Consider the following 21,868-nt stretch of genomic DNA (forward strand, 5'->3'; position numbering starts at 1 on the left):
CTGGCCGGATGCAGGACGAGTACCGCACCGTCGCCCGCGCGGGAGTGCACGAGACCGAGGTCAACCGGTCCCGTTTCCTGTGCGCGCTCGCCCCGGCGGCCACCGAGCAGGAGGCGCAGGAGTTCGTCGCGGCCGTCCGCAGGGAGCACGCCGACGCCTCGCACAACTGCTTCGCGTACGTCGTCGGCGCCGACGCGGCCGTCCAGAAGGCGAGCGACGACGGCGAGCCCGGCGGCACCGCGGGCGTCCCGATGCTCCAGATGCTGCTGCGACGGGACATGCGGTACGTCGTCGCCGTCGTCACCCGGTACTACGGCGGGGTCAAGCTGGGCGCGGGCGGACTCATCAGGGCGTACGGCGGCGCCGTCGGCGAGGCGCTCGACGCGCTGGGCACCCTCACGCGCCGGCGCTTCCGGCTGGCCACGGTGACCGTCGACCATCAGCGCGCCGGCAAGGTGCAGAACGACCTGCGGTCCACCGGGCGCCAGGTCCGCGACGTCCGCTACGGCGAGGCCGTCACCATCGAGATCGGACTGCCCGACGCCGACGTGGACGCCTTCCGCGCCTGGCTCGCCGACACCACCGCGGGCACCGCCGCATTCGAACTCGGCGGGGAGGCGTACGGGGACGCGTGAGCGCCGCCCCCTCCCGCTCCTCGCCCGCCGGTAGCCGCACATATCGGACTGAAGTTCTGAGCCCGTCGTGCGGTGGAGCCCGTGCGGGGCCGCCGCAGCCCCGGCTCTCGCGGGGCTCACCAGCGCGGACGCCCACCGCGTCGGCCCGACACGCCCATGTCCGGTTCTTGTCGGTCCGCGTTAAATGCGTGGACTGTGAGCCTCCGCCGACGGGACACTTCCGACTTCTCAACCTCCGGGAGTGTGATGGGGACATCAGATACGCGAGGGGCGACGCCGGGCAGGAGCGCGGTCGTTCTGGCGCTGCGCCGCTACGGTCAGGAACTGCTGCGCCTGCGACGACTGGCCCTGCCGGCCATGCTGCTGCCGGCCCTGGGCAACATCGGCATCCGCTACGTCGCCCCCCTGCTGATCGCCAAGCTGGCGGGGCAGGCCGCCGACGAAGGGGGTCTCACCCTCGGTTCCGCGCTGCCGTACGTGCTGGCGTTCGGGGTGACGCTGCTGCTCGCCGAGGTCGTGTGGCGGGTCGGGCAGCACTGCCTGAACAGGGTGGACGCGCTCGGCATGGAACACCTCTACGTGAACGGAATGGACGAACTCCTCGCCAAGGACGCGGCGTTCTTCCACGACAACTTCGCCGGCTCCCTGACCAAGCGGGTGCTGAGCTTCGGCAAGCGCTTCGAGGACTTCGTCGACACGCTGACCTTCCGGATCGTGGGCAGTCTGGTCCCCCTGCTGTTCGGGGCCGTGGTGCTGTGGACCTACGAACCGATGCTCGTCGTCGTCCTGCTGGCGATGATCGCGGTGACCGTGGTGGCGGCGACACCGCTGATCCGGCGTCGGCAGCGACTCGTCAACGACCGTGAGGCAGCGGTCGCCCGGGTCTCCGGCCATGTCGCCGACAGCCTCGTGAACATGGAGACCATCCGGGCGTTCGCGGCCGAGGCACGGGAGGCCGAGGAACACCGGGACCGTGTCGCGGACTCCCGGCGCCTGACCCTGCGGTCGTGGGACTACGGCAATCTGCGCGTCGACACCCTGATCGCCCCCATGTCCATCCTGGCCAACGTGCTGGGTCTGGTGGTCGCCATCGCCCTCGGGGGCTCGGGCAGGGGAGTCGAGGAGGTCGTCGTCGCCTTCACCTACTTCTCCAACGCGACCCAGATCATGTTCGAGTTCAACCAGATCTACCGGCGTCTGGAGAACTCGATGACCGAGGCCGCGCAGTTCACCGAGCTGCTGCTCGATCCGCCCACCGTGCTCGACCCGACGGACCCCGAACCGCTCGCCCCCCGCGACACCGGCGTCCGCTTCGAGAAGGTGACCTTCGCCCACGCGGGCGCGAAGCCGATCTTCCAGGGACTCGACCTGGACGTGCCCGCGGGCGCGCGCATCGGTCTGGTCGGCAGGTCCGGCGGTGGCAAGACCACGCTGACCCGGCTCCTGCTGCGGATGTCGGACATCGACGACGGCCGCATCCTCATCGGTGGGCAGGACATCACCCGGCTGCGCCAGACCGATCTGCGCTCACTGATCGCCTACGTCCCGCAGGAACCCGCCATGTTCCACCGCAGTCTGCGGGACAACATCGCCTTCGCCCGGCCAGGCGCGAGCGATGAGGAGATCCACGCCGCGGCCGAGGCCGCGCACGTCACGGAGTTCGTCGGCCAACTCCCGGACGGCTTCGCCACCCTGGTGGGGGAGCGGGGGGTGAAGCTCTCCGGCGGCCAGCGCCAGCGTGTCGCCCTCGCCCGGGCCATCCTGCGCGACGCCCCCGTCCTGCTGCTCGACGAGGCGACCAGTGCGCTGGACTCGGAGAGCGAGATCCTCGTCCAGGACGCCCTGTGGCGGTTGATGGAAGGCCGGACGGCCCTCGTGGTCGCCCACCGGCTGAGCACGGTCGCCGGCATGGACCGTCTCGTGGTCCTCGACCGCGGGAGCGTCGTCGAACAGGGCTCCCACGAGGAACTGCTCGCGGCGAACGGTGCCTACGCCAAGCTGTGGCGGCACCAGTCGGGCGGCTTCCTGGGCGAGAACGCCGAGCCGGATCTCACCGGACCGGTGCCGGAAGCCGGCCTCGACGGGCTGCCCGCGCCGGCACCGGCGACGTGACGGAGTGACGCCGAGGGGAGCCCCGCCCGCCCCCGGCGGGGCTCCGCGGCACCGTGCGGTCGCGGGATCGCGGGATCGCGGGATCGCGGGACCTCGTATCGAGGCCCGTGCGGGACCAGGTGCCCACAGGCGTTAGCGTGGTCGGTGCGAGAGCCGGGACCGGCTGGTCCGGTGCCGGGGCCACAGGTGAAAGAGGGGGACGTATGCAGGTCGGAGCAGTTTCTTGAGAATTCTGCACACATCCGACTGGCACCTCGGCCGGTCGTTCCACCGGGTGAACATGCTCGGCGCGCAGGCCGAGTTCATCGCTCGACTGGTGGCGACCGTGCGGGAGCGCGACGTCGACGCGGTGGTCGTGGCGGGGGACGTGTACGACCGGGCGGTGCCGCCGCTGGCCGCGGTCGAGCTCTTCGACGACGCCCTGCACCGCCTGGCCGAGCTGGACGTGCCCACCGTGATGATCTCCGGGAACCACGACTCGGCACGACGGCTCGGTGTCGCGGCGGGCCTCATCGGCCGGGCCGGCATCCATCTGCGGACGTCGGCCTCGGCCGCCGGCACCCCCGTGATGCTGTCGGACACGCACGGCGATGTCGCCTTCTACGGGCTGCCCTACCTCGAACCCGCCCTGACGAAGGACGAGTTCGGGGTCGAGAAGGCCGGCCACGAAGCGGTGCTCGCCGCCGCCATGGACCGGGTGAGGGCGGACCTGGCGACCCGGCCGGCGGGCACCCGTTCCGTCGTCCTGGCCCACGCCTTCGTCGCTGGCGGCGAGCCCAGCGACAGCGAGCGCGACATCTCCGTCGGCGGCGTCTGCGCCGTGCCGGCCGGTGTCTTCGACGGCGTCGACTACGTGGCGCTGGGGCATCTGCACGGCAGTCAGACCCTCACCGAGCGCGTGCGCTACTCCGGTTCCCCGCTGCCGTACTCCTTCTCCGAGGCCGACCACCACAAGAGCATGTGGCTGGTGGACCTCGGCGCCGACGGTTCGATCGACGCCGAGCGGATCGACTGCCCCGTGCCGCGCCCCCTCGCCCGGCTCCGGGGGCGGCTGGACGACCTGCTCGCCGATCCGGACCTGGCCCGGCACGAGGAGGCGTGGGTCGAGGCCACCCTCACCGACCCCGTCCGGCCCGCCGAGCCCATGGCAAGGCTCTGCGAGCGCTTCCCGCACACGCTCAGCCTCGTCTTCGACCCCGAACGGCCCCCCGGCGACCCGGACGTCTCCTACGCCCGGCGCCTCGCCGGCCGGGACGACCAGCAGATCGCCGAGGACTTCGTGGCCCATGTCCGCGGTACCGGCCCCGACGCCCACGAACGGGCCGTGCTCAGGGACGCGTTCGACGCCGTACGGGCCGACGCGACGGTCCGGGAGGTCGCCCGATGAGGCTCCACCGGCTCGACATCGCCGCCTTCGGCCCCTTCGGCGGCACCGAGTCCGTCGACTTCGACGACCTCTCGGCCGCCGGACTGTTCCTGTTGCACGGCCCGACCGGCGCCGGCAAGACCTCGGTCCTGGACGCCGTCTGCTACGCGCTGTACGGCTCGGTGCCGGGGGCCCGGCAGAGCGGCCAGGGCATGAACCTGCGCAGCGACCACGCGGCACCGGCGGACCGCACCGAGGTCCGTCTCGAACTCACCGTCGCAGGACGCCGGTTGGAGGTCACCCGGCAGCCCCCGTGGGAGCGCCCCAAGAAACGTGGCGCGGGCACCACCGTCGACAAGGCGCAGAGCTGGCTGCGCGAGTACGACGCGGCCGCCGGCGCCTGGAAGGACCTCAGCCGCTCCCACCAGGAGATCGGCGAGGAGATCACCCAGCTCCTGGGAATGAGCCGGGAACAGTTCTGCCAGGTCGTGCTGTTGCCGCAGGGCGACTTCGCGCGGTTCCTGCGCGCCGACGCAGAGGCGCGCGGGCGGCTCCTCGGCCGCCTCTTCGACACCCACCACTTCGCCGCGGTCGAGAAGCGGCTCGCCGACCGCCGTCGGGAGACCGAGGCCAGGGTGCGCGAGGGTGACGCCGCGCTGCTCGCCGACGCCCACCGGATGCAGCAGGCGGCGGGGGACGCCCCGGACCTGCCCGAGCTGTCCCCCGGGGTCCCCGGCCTCGCCGACGCGGTCCTCGCCTGGGCCGCCGTGGCCCGCAGCACCGCCCGGGAACGGCTCACCGTCGCCCACTGCGCGCGGGCGGCGGCGGAGTCGGCCCGGGCCGCGGCCGACCGCGTCCTGGACGACGTACGCGAAGTGGCGCGGCTGCAACGGCGGTTCGCGGAGGCCCGGGAGCGTGCCGCACGGCTGGCGGAACGGGCGGGCGCCCACCGGGAGGACCGGGCGCGGATGGAGCGCGCCCGCAAGGCGGAAGCCGTGGCCCCGGCACTGGAGCTGCGTGACGCGGCCGAGGACGAGCACCGCAGGGCGAGGGCGGAGGAGGAGGACGCGCGAGCACGCCTGTCGGGGGAGTACGCCGACGCCGGAGCCGCCGGACTCGCCGCCGCCGCCCGCAGGGCCTCCGAGGAACTGGGGGCGCTGGAGTCGGCCCGCCGTGCCGAGCGGCGACTCGCCGTACTCCGCACCGAACAGGCCGATCTGGACAGCGAGGAGCGGGCGGACGAGGGCGTCCTGCAGGACGCCGAGGGCTGGCTCGCCGAGTGGGAGACCACCCGGGCCGAACTGCGCGCCCGTATCGAGTCCGCGCAGGAGGCCGCCGCCCGCGCCGAACAGCTCGCCGTGCGGCGCGAACCCGCCGAGCGACGGCTCGCCGCCGCCCGTCAGCGCGACCAGCTCGGCCGAGACACCGACGCCGCCCGGGCGGAGGTGCTCCGCCTCACCGAGCGGGCGGGGCAGGCCCGCACCCACTGGCTGGACCTGAAGGAACAGCGGCTGTCGGGGATCGCGGCGGAGCTGGCCGCCGGACTCGTCGAGGGGCGGCCGTGCGCCGTCTGCGGCGGCACGGAGCACCCCGCGCCCGCCCGGAAGGACGCGGGCCATGTGGACCGCGAGGCGGAAGAGGCGGCGCTCGCCGCGTTCCAGCGCGCCGACGAGGAACGGGCCGGTGCGGAACAGCGACTGGGGCTCGCACAAAGGGCATTGGCCGCCGCGAGCGCCGAGGCGGGCGACGCGCCGACCGAACGGCTCGCCGCGACGGCGGCGGAGCTGGAGCGGGAGCACACGCAGGCCCGGCGGCTCGCCCTCGACCTGCACCCCGCGCAGGAGGCGCTGCTCCACGCCGAACAGGAACGCGACCGACGGGCCGCCGCACGACAGGAGGCGGCCGTCAGGGCCGCGTCCCGCGACACCCGGCGCGACACCCTGGAGCAGGAACGCACCGCCCTGGAGGCCGAGTTGGCCGAGGCGCGGGGCGATGCCGAGAGCGTGGCCGAGCTGGCCGGCCGGCTGGAGGTGTGGGCCGCGAAGCTCGACGGGGCCGCCGAGGCCGCCCGGGCGGCCGAGGACACCGCGCAGCGCCTGAAGGACGCCGACGCGCGCCTGGCGGACGCGGCGTTCCGCGCCGGGTTCGACACCCCGCGGGAGGCGGCCGCCGCCGTGCTCGACGACGCCGCCCACCGGGATCTCCAACACCGCCTCGACGCCTGGCAGTCGGAGGAGGCGGCCGTGCGGGCGGTGCTCGCGGAGGTGGAGACGGCCGCTGCGGCCCAGCAGCCGCCCGCCGACCTCGGGGCCGCCGAACGTGACGCCGAAGCCGCCGCCCGACGGCTCCAGCACGCCGTCTCCGCGTGGGACGCCGCCGAGCGCAGCCGCGTCCAACTCGACGGGCTGTCCGCGCGGGCCACCGCCTCCGTACGCCGACTGGCACCGCTGCGCGAGGAGTACGACCGGGTCGCCCGGATGGCGGGGCTCGCGGCCGGCACCTCCGCCGACAACGAGCGCCGGATGCGCCTGGAGGCGTACGTCCTCGCGGCCCGGCTGGAACAGGTCGCGGCCGCCGCGACCGTACGGCTCCAGCGGATGTCCTCGGGCCGCTACACCCTCGTGCACTCCGACGACCGGGCCGGTCGGGGGCGCAGCGGGCTCGGGCTGCACGTCGTCGACGCCTGGACGGGGCGCGAGCGGGACACGGCCACGCTCTCCGGCGGTGAGACGTTCTTCGCCTCCCTCGCGCTCGCCCTCGGTCTGGCCGACGTCGTCACCGACGAGGCGGGCGGCGTACGGCTCGACACCCTCTTCATCGACGAGGGGTTCGGCAGCCTCGACGACCAGACCCTCGACGAGGTCCTCGACGTCCTCGACGCGCTGCGCGAACGCGACCGCAGTGTCGGCATCGTCAGCCACGTCGCCGATCTGCGCAGGCGGGTCCACGCCCAGCTGGAGGTCGTGAAGGAACGGACGGGATCGGTCGTGCGGCAGCGGGGTCGGTGACCGGCGGGCGGGGACGGGCCGTGCGGCAGCGGGGGTCGGCCACCGGGACGGGCCGTGGGGCAGCGAGGTCGGTGGTGCGCCGCGCAGCGAGGTCACCGACCCAGCGGGCGGCGGGGCAGCGGTGAGGAGTAGACGACGCTCGTCGTCACCGACCCGAGCGCGCCGATCTTGCCCGACACCTCTTCCAGGTGGCGCATCGAACGGGCCGCGACCTTGATCACGAAGCAGTCGTCGCCGGTGACGTGGTGCGCCTCCAGGATCTCGGGCGTGACGGCCACCAGATCGTGGAACGGCTTGTAGTTCCCCGTGGGGTAGCGCAGGCGGACGAACGCCAGGATCGGCAGCCCCAGCCGCTCCGGGTCCACGACGGCCGCGTAGCCCTGGATCACACCCGCCTCCTCCAGGCGCCGCACCCGCTCGGTCACGGCGCTCGCCGACATCGACACGGCACGGGCGAGCTCGGCGAAGCTGGCCCGGCCCTCGCGCTGGAGGGCCTCCAGGATGAGCCAGTCGGTGGCATCGGGCAGATACGGGGAATTCGCGGCCATCACCGATGAATAGCAGGGGAATCCCCGGCCGAACAAGGTCCAAGCCGTGGATCGCCCCTTCAGGAACAGTGATCATCCGCCATAGGTTTCCGGTGAGGGGAACAAGGGCTTCCCCGAGGGAAAGGCCAGCTCATGACCATCGCCACCGCATCCGCCGCCAACGCCGTCCTGCGGGTCGCCCCCGCCGCTCCGGCCGAGGCCGCCGCGTACTTCCGGGCCAGCCTCGCCTTCCACGCCGACGTCTCCGACGTGGCCGCCGCGCTCGCCGCCGACGGCGACCCCGGCTTCGTGGTCCTCGACTCCCGCTCCACCGCGTCCTGGGACCAGGGACACGTACCGGGCGCGGTCCACCTCCCCACCGCTCTCATCCCCGAACAGGCCGAGCGACTGCTCGACAAGTCCGTGCCCGTCATCACCTACTGCTGGGGCCCCGGCTGCAACGGCGCGACCCGCGCCGCCCTCGCGCTCGCCGAACTCGGCTTCCAGGTCAAGGAGATGCTCGGCGGGTTCGAGTACTGGGCGCGCGAGGGCTTCGCGTACGAGACCTGGGAGGGCGAGGGGCGACGCACGGCGGACCCGCTCACCGCGCCCGTGGACGCCGAGGACTGCGGCTGCTGACCCGGGCCGCCGTCCGGTCGATCGCCGGGTTGTGCACGCCACCCGCGTGCCCCTCGCCGGCGGTGACCGCGAAGCGACCCTTTGCTGACAGATTGTCAAGAAGCATGCGGGGGCGGCGAGTTGGGCTGGCGGGCCGCCGTGTAGCTTCTGGGCATGGCTGGATACGCGGACGCGGCGGTGGTGCCCGATGTGGTGCGGTGGGTGGAGTCGAGCGGTGGACCGCTCATCGTGATGCCTGAGGCGGTTCTGCCGTTCTGGGCGGGCGCCGACGGGGACGAGACGTCCTCGGACTACGACCGGGCCTGCGAGGTCGACGGAGACGTCGGCCTGCTGCCCGTCGGCGACACCCGCGCCCTGGTCCTCGGCGACGAACCCGCGTCCACCGCGTATCTGCCCGAGCACGGCACCTTCGTCCGCTGGTACGCGGCCGACTCCGAGACCGAACTCCTCTCCGGCGTTCCGGCGGCCCTCGACAGCGCGGCCTGGGGGCCGGAGTCGAAGTGGCGGGTGCCGGGTCCGGTCGTCCTCCTGGACGCCGTCTGGCCCGGCAGGTCGCTGCGGGAGACCGACCATGTACGGGTGGAGCTGGCTCCCGGCCGCTACGGGGTCAGCGCCGCCCGGGTCTCGACGGGGCCGGAGACCTGGCTCGGCCTGGTCAGAGTGAGACCCCTGGCCGACATGTGAGGCAACCGGCGTGACGGCCGGGCCCCGCCGTGGTGCGCGGCGGTGGGCCCGGCCGGACCGGATCACAGCCGGGACAGCTCGTCCACCAGGTCGTCCAGGCCCAGTGAACCCTGGGACAGCGCGGCCATGTGCCAGGCCTTGGCGTCGAAGGCCTCGCCGTGGCGCCGCCTGGCGTTCTCCCGGCCCAGCAGCCAGGCCCGCTCGCCGAGCTTGTAGCCGATGGCCTGCCCCGGCATCGTCAGATAGCGCGTCAGCTCGCTCTCCACGAAGTCCGCCGGCCGGCTGCTGTGGGCGCCGAAGAACTCCTGGGCCAGGTCCACGGTCCAGCGCTCGCCCGGGTGGAAGGGCGAGTCCGCCGGGATCTCCAGCTCCAGGTGCATGCCGATGTCGACGATGACCCGGGCCGCGCGCATCATCTGCGCGTCCAGGTAGCCGAGCCGCTCCTCCGCGTCCTTGAGGAAGCCCAGTTCGTCCATGAGCCGCTCCGCGTACAGGGCCCAGCCCTCGGCGTTGGCGCTCACCCCGCCGATCGTGGCCTGGTAGCGGGACAGGTCGTCCTTGACGTACACCCACTGCGCGAGCTGGAGATGGTGGCCCGGAACGCCCTCGTGGTACCAGGTGGAGACGAGGTCGTACACCGGGAAGCGGGTCGCCCCCATCGTCGGCAGCCAGGTGCGGCCCGGGCGGGAGAAGTCCTCGGTCGGGGCCGAGTAGTACGGGGCCGCCGCGCCGCCGGGCGGGGCGATGCAGGACTCGACCTTGCGCACCGGCTCGGCGAGGTCGAAGTGGGTGCCGTCCAGCGCCTCGATCGCCTCGTCCATCAACGACTGCAGCCAGGCGCGCACCTCGTCGACCCCCTCGATGTGCCGCCCGTGCTCGTCCAGGTGCGCGAGCGCCACCCAGGGCGTCTCGGCGCCGGGCAGGATCTTCGCGGCCTCCTCCTTCATCTCGCCGAGGAGACGGTGGAACTCGGCCCAGCCGTACGCGTACGCCTCGTCGAGGTCCAGGTCCGAACCCGTGAAGTAGCGGACCAGCCTGCCGTAGCGCTCCCGGCCGACCGTGTCCGGCGCCCCCTCCACCGCCGGGGCGTACACGTCGCGCATCCAGTCGCGCAGTTCCACCACGGCCCGGGTCGCCCCGCGCGCGGCCTCGTCCAGCTCGGCACGCAGCGACTCGGGCCCGGCCGCCGCGAAGTCCTCGAACCAGCCGCGCCCCGAACCGTCCGTGTCCGCCCACTCGGTGAGCTGGCCGATGAAGGTCGCGGTCGGACGGGGGCCCGCGTACAGCTTCCGCTCCAGGCCGAGCGCGAGGGACTCGAGGTACCCGGCGTAGGCCGTCGGCACCGCGCGCAGCCGCTCCGCGATCGCCGCCCAGTCCTCCTCGGTCTCCGCCGGGGTGATCGTGAACACCTCACGCACCTCGTGCGGCGGCGTGACCATGTTGCCGACGGCGCGCAGTCCCTCCTCGGCCTCGTGCACGGCCAGCTCCGCCGTCAGCCGCTCGCGCAGCAGGCGCGCGCACCGGCGCTCGACGTCGCTGTCCGCGCCCGGTCGCCGCTCCGCCTCGTCGAGGCGCGCGAGCGTCGTCCGGATCAGCTCCGCGCGAGCCTCCTGACCGGCCGGCGAGGTGTCCGGCAACTTGCCGGAACTCTCCTTCACACCCAGATACGTACCGGTCACGGGGTCGAGGGCGATGAGATCGTCGACGTACGCGTCGGCGACCTCACGGGGCAGGGGGCTCTTGGTGTCAGACATGCCGACAATCTTGTACGGCCACGGGATCGGCGTCAGCTGCTTAACCCGCGCTTGAGCCTTACGTCGGCCGGATTCCGCTCAGGGCGTGATGCGGGTGACGAGGGTGCGGTGCGCCGGGGGCCGGACGGTGTTCGCCGGTTCAGGGTGCGGGCCGGTCGGTGTCCGGAGGCAGCAGGGGCCCGCACTCCCACTGCTGGAAGATCAGCCGGGTCTCCACCCGCGCCACCTCGCGCTGTGACGTGAACTCGTCGAGGACCAGGCGCTGCAGATCCGCCATGTCCGCGACCGCGACGTGCACGAGATAGTCGTCCGGCCCGGTGAGGTGATACACGGTCCGCGACTCCGGCAGCGCCCGGATCCGCTCCACGAACGGTCCCACCAACTCCCGCCGGTGCGGCCGGACCTGCACCGACAGCAACGCCTCCAGCCCCCGCCCCAGCTTGGCCGGATCCAGCCGCAGCTGATGGCCGAGGATCACGCCCGCACGGCGCAGCCGTGTCACCCGGTCCAGGCAGGTGGACGGTGCCACCCCGACCTGGGCCGCGAGATCCCGGTACGTCGTCCGGGCGTCGTTCTGCAACAGTCGCAGCAGATGGAGGTCCACCGGATCGAGTACGACGGAATCGGCCATTGTTCGAACGTAGCACGGTGCTCGCACCCCGGGGCCCGGCCGATGTTCACTCTGATCTCCATGAACTCTGCGAGCACGCACGCGTACGACCACGCACGCACCACGCCGAGGGCACTGGCCACCGAGGCCGTGCACGCCGGCCGCGACGACCTCGCGCGCCAGGGCCTGCACGCCCCGCCGATCGACCTGTCGACCACCTACCCCTCGTACGACAGCCGCGGCGAGGCCGCCCGCATCGACGCCTTCGCCGGCGACGGCGCCCAGCCGGAGGGCCCGCCGATCTACGGACGGCTCGGCAACCCGACCGTCGCCCGATTCGAGACCGCCCTCGCCCGCCTCGAAGGCACCGAGAGCGCGGTCGCCTTCGCCAGCGGCATGGCGGCCCTCAGTGCCGTCCTCCTCGCGCGCGCCTCAATAGGCCTGCGCCACGTCGTCGCCGTACGCCCCCTGTACGGCTGCAGCGACCATCTCCTCACCGCCGGGCTGCTCGGCACCGAGGTCACCTGGGTCGACCCGGCCGGCGTCGCGGACGCGCTGCGCCCCGACACGGGCCTGGTCATGGTCGAGTCCCCGGCCAACCCGACGCTCGCCGAGATCGACCTGCGGGCCCTCGCGCACGCCTGCGGCTCGGTCCCGCTCCTCGCGGACAACACCTTCGCCACGCCCGTCCTGCAACGTCCCGTCGAGCAGGGCGCCCGGCTCGTCCTGCACAGCGCGACCAAGTACCTCGGCGGGCACGGGGACGTCATGGCCGGAGTCGTGGCCTGCGACGAGGAGTTCGCCGGACGGCTCCGCCAGGTCCGCTTCGCCACCGGCGGCGTCCTGCACCCGCTCGCCGGCTACCTCCTGCTGCGGGGCCTGTCCACGCTCCCGGTCCGCGTCCGGGCGGCGTCCGCGACCGCCGCCGAACTCGTCCGCCGTCTCGCCGCCGACCCGCGCGTCGCCCGGGTCCACTACCCGAGCATCGGCGGCGCCATGATCGCCTTCGAGGTCCACGGCGATCCGCACGAGGTCATCGCCGCCGTCCGCCTCATCACCCCGGCGGTGAGCCTCGGCAGCGTGGACACGCTCATCCAGCACCCGGCCTCGATCAGCCACCGCATCGTGGAGGAGTCGGACCGCCGCGGTGCCGGGGTGAGCGACCGACTCCTGCGCATGTCGGTGGGCCTGGAGGACACGGACGACCTGTGGTCGGACCTGGATTACGCGTTGGGGGAGCTGGCCACCGGCCTGCCGAGAGAGTGGAGCAAGGAGGAGGGGGCCGCGTTCTCGACGGGCCGCGCCTAGAAGCGTGTGGCGGGTGGGGTCCCGCGGCGGGCCGTCGGGTTCCGGGGCGGGCCGACGGGGCCTGAGCCGTGTCGGTTGGTGTGGGCCGAGGCAGGTACCCGGCGGGCGGGACGGCGGGCCCCGAACCCCCGTGCCATGCAACCACCGCCCGGCGACCGCGCCCCCTCAGGGGCGCGGGGAACTGCGCGACCAGCCCCCACTCACCCGCACCCGACCCGCCCCGTCGGTCACCCCGCCCGCCGCCCCTCCACCGCTTCCGAGACCCCCGCTTCGGAGACCCCCGCCTCGGAGAGTCGCGCGGTGATCACCAGCGTCCCCTCCTCGATCTGGTAGTCGAGCGGCAGCTCAAGCCCCCGCATCGCCGCGACCATCCCCGTGTTGGACGACTGCGTCACCACGTACACGTTCTCGCAGCCCGTCTCGGCCGCCATCTCCACGAGGCGGCGGAGCAGTTCACCGCCGATGCCCCGCCGCTGCCACTCGTCCTCGACGAGCAGCGCGATCTCGGTCTCGTCGCCGTCCCAGAGAAGGTGTCCCAGCCCGACGAGGCGCCCCGAGGCCGTCTGCACGGCGAGCGTCCGCCCGAAACGCGGGCTGAGCAGGTGCTTGAGATACCGGTCGGCGTCCCCCACGGGCCCGTGGTATCGCATGGTCAGCGTGCGCGCGGAGCACCGCTCGTGCATCGCCTTCGCCGCCCGCAGGTCGCCGACGTCGGCGCGGCGCACCGTGATGTCGCTGCCCTCCGGCAGGGTCAACACGTCCTGACTGCGCGGGATCCGCGGCCCCAGTCGCGCGTCCAGCTCCACCAGCGCCCGGGCCCGCGCGAACTCGGTCGGCGTGAACGGCAGATAGGGCCGCTCCACGGTGATCACCCCGCCTTCCGGAGCCCGCAGCCGCATCACCGTGTCCTCCAGGACGCCCTCGACCGGGACACCCTCCTGGGCCCGCCCCGAGCCGGGAGCGGTGGCGGGCAGCGAGCGGATCGTGCAGCGGCCGAGCAACTGCCGCAGCGCGAGCGGGAGTTCCGCCGCGTCCAGCGCCGTGCGTGTGGCCAGACCGAGGATCCGGGTGGGCGCGTCCACCAGGTCGTGGGCGTCACCGCGCTCCATCCAGGTCCCGGTGCCGCCCGATTCCGACACGGCCCGGCCGATCTCGGTCGCGGACAGTTCCTCGGGGGCCCTGAGCAGGAACTCGTCGACCGTGCCCTCGGCCAGCGGATGCGTCTGCAGGCTCAGGATGTCGACCCTGAGTTCCGCGAGCGCCGTGCACAGCGCGGCCAGCGAACCCGGTTCGTCCTTCACAGTCGTCCGCATACGCCACATCAACGTCGCACCCGTGACCACCGGGGCGACCGTCTCCGACGGCCCGGCCTGCCGCCCCTCGGCGAGCGGCGGCCGGGCGTCGGTATCCTTCGGCGGCGGCGCGTGGCCGTGGCGCCGTTCCCACCAGCCGCGAAGCCCGGTGAGGGCGGAGCGCAGCGGGTGGTGCTGGGGGCGGCCGTGGCTCGCCCGCGTCACATCAGACATGTCTCGAGTCATGTGACCACTGTGGACGAACGGTGTTGCGTGATCACGAACGCTTTGTGACTGACCGGTAAAAGCATCGTTCCGCACCTTTTGTTGCTTTTTCTATGAATGATGCTGTCGGAACCGATGTCAACGGTGACCGGAGAGGTCAGACCAGCGCCGCACGCAACCGCCGCGACTGGGTCACCACCCGCGACGAGCCCTTCCTCTGCGCCGCCTCCGCGAGATACGGCAGCGGCCCGTGTGCCCCGGACCGCTCCGCGCATTCGGCGGCGACCGCCACCAGCTCCCCGAGACCGCGCGCCGGCGCCTTCCCCTGGGCCGCTCCCTCGCCCACGAGTTCGGCCAGCATCGGCGGCAGTGCCTCCCGCAGCACCGACCACGCGGTGCCGTACGCCCCGGTGGCCGCCACCACGCGCATCGCCTCGGCCAGGCGCGTCGGCCTGACGCTCGCCACCACCGCGAGCCGCCCCAGACCGGTGCCCAGCCGCTCCGCGTCCAACCGGCCCCGTGCCGCCAGCCCCAACAGGGCGTCGACGGCGGCGAGCCGGTCCTCCGCGCGCCGCGCGCCCAGCCCGTACGCGACGCAGAGATGCACGGCGTCGCCGGCCTCGCCCTCCGCCTCGGCGAGCGCCGGCAAGAACGAGAACCCCGTCCTGGTGTCCTCGATCACCGCCTGCGACAGGTCACGGAGCACACGCCCCGCCATCAGTTCCGGGCGGCCCGGCACCACGGCCAGCCAGTGCCGCCAGTCCCGGTGGTTCCAGTGGGGACAGCGCCAGCTGCCCCGGTACACGGAGAGGGGACGGCCGAGGCGCCGGAACTCCGGCGGGAAGAAGGCGCTCCGCAGCTCCGGAAGCTCGCCGAACTCCACGAGGATCCTCGGCCCGGCCGTACGGCAGCGCTCGACGGGCTGGGACGGTATGTCCGTCCGCAGCCACTCGGCCAGCCGGTCGCCCTCCGCCGTCCCCAGCCGCCCGGCCGCCGCCGCGGCGGACGCGAGCGCGGTCGGGTCCTCGCGCCGCACACGCAGCAGCGCCTGCGCGAAGTCCGCCTCGCCGGGCCGGGAACCCGACCGCCGATGGACGTCGAGCCGCTCCACCAGCTCCGCCGCCTCCAGCGTCCCGGTGCTCCAGGTGGGCGTCGCCAGCAGGAACGGCATCGGGTCGGTCCGGACGCGGTACGCGATCTCCCGCAGCCGCGCCTCGAAGACGTCGGCCGGGCCGCTGTGCACACAACCGCGGGAGTCGGCCGACTCATGGAGCTCCGGAGCGAGGCCGACCGTACGGAGCTGCTTGACGAGAGCCGCGACGACGATCTCCAGGCCGTGGGGGGACTCGCTGAAGTACCGGTCGACGGACTCCGGGGCCAGGTCCGCCCACCAGAGCCGCGCCGCCGCCGGACGCAACGCTTCCACCAGCGCGTCCCGGTTCCGGTGCGCGTGGCGCACGAGTCCGTCCAGCGCCCGCTCGAACGCGCCGACCTCGCCGTCCGCGACCAGCAGGGCGCCGACCTCCTCGGCCACTTCGGCCACCGACTCCGGCGCGGGCGCGAGGCGGGTCGGGGAAGGAACGGGCGGGAGCAGTTCCTCGTAGGCCTCAGGGGCGGACTCCGTCATCGAGGCGCCGAGGAGCTGCTGAGCCCGGGCGCGGAGTCCCGGGCTCAGCCGGGAGGCGTGGTCGGCGATCTCTTCGCGCGCCCGCATCGCTTCGACGTTCCGGCCGAGGTCGCCCAGGTCACCGAGATGGTGCTGCACCAGCTTCAGCGCCCGCTCCTGCACATCGGTGTCCTCGTGCCCGAACGCCCCGGCCACCACGGGCAGCACGTCGGTCGCGAGGGACGCGTCCTTCTTCAGCGCCCTGCCCAGAAGCACGAGCTGGGCGCGGACCAGCTTCTTCTCGGTGCGGAAGAGCACCGCGTCGGTCAGCTCGGCGAGCCGGCGCGGCCCCAGCCCGCCGTCGAGCACGAGGTCCGCCAGGACCGCCTGGGCGTGCGCGGCCACCGTGGACGACGCGTCCGCACACAGCGCCGTCCAGTCGGCGATCCGCTCCAGCCGCTCGTCGCGGGTGAGGTCGAGCGCGGTCAGCAGCCCGAGGAAGACCTTGTCGTCCGCCGTGGAACCGCCACCGCGCAGCAGCCGGGCCACGCATCCGTCGACCATGGCCTTGCGGTCGAGGAGGCCCTCACGGGTCAGCTGGGTGAGGGCGTACGTCCAGTCGTTCGGTCCGACGTCGTACCGCCAGGCGCTGCGGGCGCCCACCTCCTCCGTCTCGAACAGCGCGGCTACGAGCTCCGCCAGGTGCGGGTCGCCGCGCAGGTTCCCGATGACCGTGCCGGCCGGGCGGCGTGCTCGCCCGACGTGGTCCATCCAGCCCCGTACGTAGGCCTCCGAGGTGGGCACCGGGCAGCCGGCGAGGCGCACGAGGCCGGCCATCAGCTCGTACTGGACGCGGGCGGAGAGCGGACGCTCCGCGAGCCGGCGCACCAGCTCGCCGAGCCACTCGGGGTCCCGGTCGCCGAGCACCTCGATGAGCACCGCCGGAGGGGCCTGCCGCCACCGCAGGTCGGACCCGGTGAGCCAGGCCGCCACGGCGGCGGCACCCGTCTGACAGGCGGCGCCGGCGACATGCAGCGCGGGATACGCCCGCTGGGCCGGAGAGCGCCACGGCTCCGCCCGCAGCTCCCTGCGCAGCTGCTTCAGCTCCGGGACGCACGCACGCCGTTCGGTGTCCGTCATGCCGTCCACCAAGGCGACGACATCGCTCACCTTCCCCGCGCGCACCGCCCTGATCAGCGTCTGCGTACTCATCGCGCACCCCCGTCGATCCCGGCCCCGCTCGCTTCCACCGACGCGCCCCGGCGGACCATCCGTACCGCCAGCGCGTGTTTGCACGGGCCGCGGCCGCCCCGGTACTTCGCCCACCAGAGGCAGGAGCAGCTGAGCGTGCCCGCGCTGTCCCGCACCCGGTGGACATGGCCGTCCTCGGCGGTGACCGTGGCGAGGTCGCCGTCCAGAGCGACCGCCCCGGCGGCCATCAGGGCGCGGGCCGCGCGCAGACGGGGGTTGTGGCGCTCGACGCGGTCGGCCTCGTAGGGGAGTTCGCGATGGAAGTACGCCGCCTCGGCCGTGTCGTAGCCGACCCGGCCGGAGGTGCCCAGCCGGGTCAGCGCCGCCCGGACCCGGTCGGCGGGCAGACCGGAGGAGAGGGCCAGGTCCCCGATGTCGACGCGCGGTTCCCAGGCCAGGAGCACCGCGATCAGCTCCGCGTCCTCGGCGGCCTCGTCGGTGGCCAGCGCGTCGAGGACCCCGCCCTCGCCGGAGAAGCCCCGCGCGGCCTCCGGGGACAGGGTGAGGGTGAGTCGCATCCCCGGGAGCACGATCTCCCAGGCGCCGGGCAGGGCGGTGGCGCCGGTGGCCGGTGGGCCGTACACGCGCAGGGCCGTGGCATGGCGCAGCACCCGCTGCAGGGCGGCCAACCGCTCCGGGCCCGGCAGGCAGACCGCGCCCGGGACGGGCCGTGTCGTCAGCCGCAGGGTGCGCCCGGCGGGCACGACCCACTGGGCGCCGCGTGAGGCTCCGCGCGCGCCCCCACGCGGCAGTGATCGCAGGAAGCGCACGGCCTCGGCGGCGGGCAGCTCGGCCCGCAGGTCGAACCCGGCCGCGATCACCTGAGCCTCGGCGAAGCCGCGCAGCCAGCGGTCCGGCAGCGGCACCTTCTTCTCCACCACCGGACCGGCTGTCGTGGTCACCGCCAACTCCTCCGGGCCCACCCGTAGATGGAGCGGATCGTCCCCACCGACCCGGGACAGGGCCTCCCGCAGGGGGTTGTTGACGTCCACATTGGTCGTGCCGTGTCCCACCTCGCCGCCGTCGAGGCCCGGCCCCAGTACGTCCAGCCGCGCGTAGACCCCGCCGCAGCCCGAGAACGACTCGAACCGCAGGCGGTCCCCGTTGCCCGTCACCACCGGGTCCAGCGAGGACCGCAGCTGCTGCTGGTGGTGCCGCGCCGCCGCCACGTCGGCCACTGCCAGCAGCCCCGCCGCGGCCACCTGAGGAGAGGTCAGGAAGCCGGTGAAGAACCGCGGATGGTCCTGGACCCCCGTCGGGGTCGCGCCCCGCGAGGTCTCCAGCCCCAGCCGGTGTCCGCCCGTCACGGACTCCAGCACGGAGGGTCGCGTGTAGGCCACGGCCTGCAAAGATCGCGTCATGGGAAAACGGTAGGGGCGACCACTGACAATCGCCCCTGACCTGCTAGAACGCGGCCTCGGATCGATCTTGCGCGGCGTCGGTCACTGCCCGACGAGACCGGGCTGGAGCACCTTCGTGTACAGCACGGTCCCGTCCTGCTCCCGCAGCCGGACCGTCAACTCCCCGCTGTGACCGTCGATGTCGACCTCGCCGAAGAACTGGTAGCCGCCCGCCGGAGAGACGTTCGCCGTGGTCGGTGCCTTGACGAAGACCCGCTCGGGGCCGAAGGTGCCGTCCAGCGCGTTCGCCGGGAAGGCACCGGCGTTCAGCGGTCCGGAGACGAACTCCCAGAACGGCTCGAAGTCGGTGAAGGCGGCCCGCGAGGGCTGGTAGTGCTGCGCCGAGGTGTAGTGCACGTCCGCCGTCAGCCACACCGTGCCGGTGATCCGCCGATGCTTGATGAACCGCAGCAACTCGGCGATCTGCAGCTCCCGCCCCAGTGGAGCGCCCGGGTCGCCCTGCGCCACGGCCTCGATGTTCGGCTTGCCGTCCCCGGTGTCGGGCACGACCAGACCGAGCGGCATGTCGGAGGCGATCACCTTCCACACAGCACGCGACCGGGACAGCTCCCGCTTGAGCCACTCCAACTGCTCGACGCCGAGAATGCCCACCGGGTCGGTGGTCTGCGTACCGGGCGAGTTGGCCTCGCGGTACGTCCGCATGTCCAGCACGAACACGTCCAGCAGGGGGCCGTGGCGCACCACCCGGTGCACACGGCCCTCCCGGGAGCCGGGCCGCAGCGTGGAGATCGGGAAGTACTCGCCGAACGCCCGCCGCGCCCGCGCCGCCAGCACGTCCACGCTCTTCTCGGTGTACCGCGTGTCGGTGAGGATCTCGCCCGGGTACCAGTTGTTGGTGACCTCGTGGTCGTCCCACTGCACGATTGCCGGGACCTGGGCGTTGAACCGCTTGAAGTTCTCGTCCAGCAGGTTGTACCGGAAGTTGCCCCGGAACTCGGCGAGCGTCTCCGCGACCTTGGACTTCTCCTCGGTGGTGATGTTCCGCCAGGTGCCGCCGCCGGGGAGCGGGGCCGTCGCCGCGATCGGGCCGTCGGCGTAGATGGTGTCGCCGCTGAACAGGAAGAAGTCCGGGTCCAGCGCGCCCATCGCGTCGAAGATCCGGTAGCCGCCCCGGTCGGGGTTGATGCCCCAGCCCTGCCCGGCCAGGTCGCCCGACCACACGAACCGTGCCCCGGAGCGGCGCTTCAGGGAGGGCGTACGGAACGTCCCGGTGACCGGTTCCCCGGTGCGGCGCGGGTCGTCGGGGTCGGCGAGCAGCACCCGGTAGTGGATCTGCTCGCCCGAGGGCAGCCCGCGCAGCCGCGTCGTACCGGTGAAGTCCGTCCCGGCGCCCAGCAGCGGGCCGTGCCATCTGCGCGGGTTGCGGAACGACTCGGTGGCCGACGTCTCGACGATCATCCGCGCCGGACGGTCCGACCGCACCCACACCAGCCCGGAGTGCGCGGTCACGTCCCCGGCCTGCACGCCCCAGCCGGCCCTGGGCCGCCCCGAGAGGGCCAGCGCGGGCGCCGAGCCGAGTGCGAGGGAACCGGGCAGCGCCAGCGCCGCCGACGCGGCGAACGAGCCGCGCAGCACGCTGCGGCGACCGGGCAGGGAACTCGGCGGACGGTGTGACATGAATGCGCCTCCAGCGACGGATCCGGCCAATGTGCACAGCCACAACTACGTGTGCGCCGCAGCGCACACGGAAACGACAAGTGAACAACTGCGCGGGGCGCGGGGGAAGCCGACACCGCGTGCCGCTCGGGGGTACCTGTGCGTTGCCGGGTGCGGGTCGGGTGGGGGCTTCTCGCGCAGTTCCCCGCGCCCCTCAGAAGGCAGGGGCTGCGCCCCGTGCTTTTGCCTCTGAGGGCCGAAGGCCCTTCAGGGGCGCGGGGAACTGCGCGAGAAGCCCCACCGGGCGGTCAGAGGGGGGGCGAAGGGACGGGTAGGGGCGACGGGGGGAGGAAACCCGGATCACCCCACCACGGCCGCCAACAACCGCACCCCCTCCCGAATCCGCCCGGGAGACAGATGCGCGTACCCCAGAACCAACCGCACCCGCCCGTCCGGCACCCGCCCGTACTCCACCACGCCCCGCACCCGCACCCCACCCGCCCGAGCCCGCTCCAGAAACCCCTCGACCGCCCCGTACCGGTCCGGCAGCGCCACGATGACATGCAGCCCGGCGGCGATCCCGGACACCTCCGCCCCCGGAAAGTGCTCGGCGAGCGCCGCCACCAGCACGTCACGCCGCTCCCGGTACGCCCGCTGACACCGCCGCAGCTGCCGGTCGTAGTCCCCCCGCTCCACGAACCGCGCGAACAGCGCCTGGTCGATGGTGGGATGCCCGAGATCCATGGTCCGCTTGCGCTCGACGACCTCTTCCGCCAGCCACGCCGGCACGAGCAGCCAGCCGAGCCGCAGCCCCGGTGCGAGGGACTTGCTGACGGACCCGGTGTAGGCGACCCGCTCGGGGTCGAGGCCCTGCAGCGCCCCCACGGGAGCCCGGTCGTAGCGGAAGTCCCCGTCGTAGTCGTCCTCGACGACCAGCCCGTCCACCGTCCGCGCCCAGTCGAGGAGTTCGCCCCGCCGCCGCGCGGAGTACGCGATACCGGTGGGGAACTGGTGCGCCGGCGTCGTCACCACCGCCCGCACTCCCGCCTCCCGCAGCGGCCCGACGGCCAGCCCCTCGTCGTCCAGCGGCAGCGCCACGGTGGCGAGCCCGGTGGCCGCGTAGAGCGTCCCGTGCTCGGGGCTCCCGGGGTCCTCGACGCCGACGACGCGGGCCCCGCGCGCGTGGAGCACGGCCCCGAGCAGCGTGCTGGCATGGGCCACCCCGGAGACGACGACGATCCGCTCCGGGTCGGCGACCACGCCGCGCCGCCGGGTGAGCAGTTCGGCGAGCGCGACGCGCAGCCGGGGCAGCCCGCGCGGATCGGGATAGCCCAGCTCGTGGTGCGCCAGCTCCGCGAGGACCCCCCGCTGGGCCGCCGCCCACGCCGCCCGGGGGAACAGCGACAGGTCGGGCGTCCCGGGCACGAAGTCGGCGCGCGCGCCCGGCGGACGCGGAGCGAGGTCCCGCGCGGGGGGCGGCGCCGTCGTGTGCACGACGGCTCCCACCCAGGTGCCCGCGCCCCGGCCGCTGAGCAGGTACCCCTCCGCGACCAGTTGCTCGTACGCCTCCGTCACCAGGCCGCGCGAGACGCCGAGGTCGGCGGCCAGCTCCCGGCTCGCCGGCAGCCGCGTCCCCCGCGCGAGGCGCCCCGACCGGATCGCCTCCCTCAGCGCCGCCTGCAAGGTGCGTCCACGCGCGCGTGCGGGCGCGTCCGCGACGGGCAGCAGCAACTCCCAGGCGGCGGCCCAGGGAGCGGACCCGGGGAGCGTGCCACGGTCGGAATTGGACCCCGATGACGTCATGGAAGTGGACCTTAAACCGGACCGCCCCGCT

Annotated in this window: 15 protein-coding genes; 7 read left to right on the forward strand and 8 right to left on the reverse strand. The window is 73.6% G+C overall.

The features are described from left to right. Nucleotides 1–8 precede the first annotated feature (8 nt). From GWK25_RS17555 to GWK25_RS17570, 4 genes are all read left to right on the forward strand, one after another. Nucleotides 9–635, forward strand: a complete 627-nt coding sequence (locus tag GWK25_RS17555) for a YigZ family protein (protein WP_215451133.1) — start codon at nt 9–11, stop codon at nt 633–635. Nucleotides 636–881: 246 nt separating this feature from the next. After that, the gene (locus tag GWK25_RS17560) at nt 882–2,747 is read left to right on the forward strand and encodes an ABC transporter ATP-binding protein (RefSeq protein WP_215451134.1); all 1,866 of its coding nucleotides are present in this window, start codon (nt 882–884) and stop codon (nt 2,745–2,747) included. A gap of 223 nt (nt 2,748–2,970) precedes the next feature. Further along, entirely contained in the window at nt 2,971–4,134 is a 1,164-nt protein-coding gene (locus GWK25_RS17565; RefSeq protein ID WP_215451139.1) for an exonuclease SbcCD subunit D, read from the forward strand. After that, complete coding sequence (locus GWK25_RS17570) at nt 4,131–7,121, forward strand: AAA family ATPase (protein ID WP_215451143.1); 2,991 nt, start codon at nt 4,131–4,133, stop codon at nt 7,119–7,121. The genes GWK25_RS17565 and GWK25_RS17570 overlap by 4 nt, the downstream gene beginning before the upstream one ends. 92 nt (nt 7,122–7,213) lie before the next feature. Here GWK25_RS17570 and GWK25_RS17575 read toward each other — a convergent pair whose 3' ends face one another. Next, complete coding sequence (locus tag GWK25_RS17575; protein ID WP_215451147.1) at nt 7,214–7,669, reverse strand: Lrp/AsnC family transcriptional regulator; 456 nt, start codon at nt 7,667–7,669, stop codon at nt 7,214–7,216. A 132-nt stretch (nt 7,670–7,801) separates the two neighbouring features. On the opposite strand from GWK25_RS17575, the gene GWK25_RS17580 reads away from it, so the two are divergent. Continuing rightward, complete coding sequence (locus GWK25_RS17580; protein WP_215451151.1) at nt 7,802–8,287, forward strand: rhodanese-like domain-containing protein; 486 nt, start codon at nt 7,802–7,804, stop codon at nt 8,285–8,287. 153 nt (nt 8,288–8,440) lie between these two features. Next, the gene (locus tag GWK25_RS17585; protein WP_215451155.1) at nt 8,441–8,971 is read left to right on the forward strand and encodes an immunity 21 family protein; all 531 of its coding nucleotides are present in this window, start codon (nt 8,441–8,443) and stop codon (nt 8,969–8,971) included. A gap of 62 nt (nt 8,972–9,033) precedes the next feature. Here the strand turns inward: GWK25_RS17585 and GWK25_RS17590 are convergent, their stop codons facing one another. Beyond that, entirely contained in the window at nt 9,034–10,725 is a 1,692-nt protein-coding gene (locus GWK25_RS17590; RefSeq protein WP_215451158.1) for a DUF885 domain-containing protein, read from the reverse strand. Nucleotides 10,726–10,864: 139 nt separating this feature from the next. Beyond that, a complete protein-coding gene (locus GWK25_RS17595; RefSeq protein ID WP_215451161.1) occupies nt 10,865–11,356 on the reverse strand; it encodes an Lrp/AsnC family transcriptional regulator in 492 nt (163 codons plus the stop codon). Nucleotides 11,357–11,416: 60 nt separating this feature from the next. Here GWK25_RS17595 and GWK25_RS17600 point away from each other — a divergent pair, with 60 nt between their 5' ends. Beyond that, on the forward strand, nt 11,417–12,643 hold the full coding sequence (locus GWK25_RS17600) for a PLP-dependent aspartate aminotransferase family protein (RefSeq protein WP_215451166.1): 1,227 nt from the start codon (nt 11,417–11,419) through the stop codon (nt 12,641–12,643). A gap of 227 nt (nt 12,644–12,870) precedes the next feature. On the opposite strand, the gene GWK25_RS17605 is transcribed toward GWK25_RS17600, so the two are convergent. The 5 genes from GWK25_RS17605 to GWK25_RS17625 form a co-directional block, all read right to left on the reverse strand. Then, the gene (locus GWK25_RS17605) at nt 12,871–14,169 is read right to left on the reverse strand and encodes a GNAT family N-acetyltransferase (protein ID WP_374200617.1); all 1,299 of its coding nucleotides are present in this window, start codon (nt 14,167–14,169) and stop codon (nt 12,871–12,873) included. A 148-nt stretch (nt 14,170–14,317) separates the two neighbouring features. Continuing rightward, complete coding sequence (locus GWK25_RS17610; RefSeq protein WP_215451172.1) at nt 14,318–16,978, reverse strand: DUF6493 family protein; 2,661 nt, start codon at nt 16,976–16,978, stop codon at nt 14,318–14,320. Further along, on the reverse strand, nt 16,975–18,378 hold the full coding sequence (locus GWK25_RS17615; protein ID WP_215451175.1) for an SWIM zinc finger family protein: 1,404 nt from the start codon (nt 18,376–18,378) through the stop codon (nt 16,975–16,977). The genes GWK25_RS17610 and GWK25_RS17615 overlap by 4 nt, the downstream gene beginning before the upstream one ends. A gap of 81 nt (nt 18,379–18,459) precedes the next feature. After that, on the reverse strand, nt 18,460–20,055 hold the full coding sequence (locus tag GWK25_RS17620) for an alkaline phosphatase (RefSeq protein WP_215451178.1): 1,596 nt from the start codon (nt 20,053–20,055) through the stop codon (nt 18,460–18,462). Between the two features lie 339 nt (nt 20,056–20,394). Beyond that, nucleotides 20,395–21,837 carry a PLP-dependent aminotransferase family protein gene (locus GWK25_RS17625; protein ID WP_215451181.1) on the reverse strand — a complete coding sequence of 481 codons (1,443 nt, stop codon included), beginning with the start codon at nt 21,835–21,837 and terminating at the stop codon, nt 20,395–20,397. Nucleotides 21,838–21,868 lie beyond the last annotated feature (31 nt).

The sequence above is a fragment of the Streptomyces sp. ATCC 21386 genome (genome assembly GCF_018728545.1).
Lineage (GTDB): Bacteria > Actinomycetota > Actinomycetes > Streptomycetales > Streptomycetaceae > Streptomyces.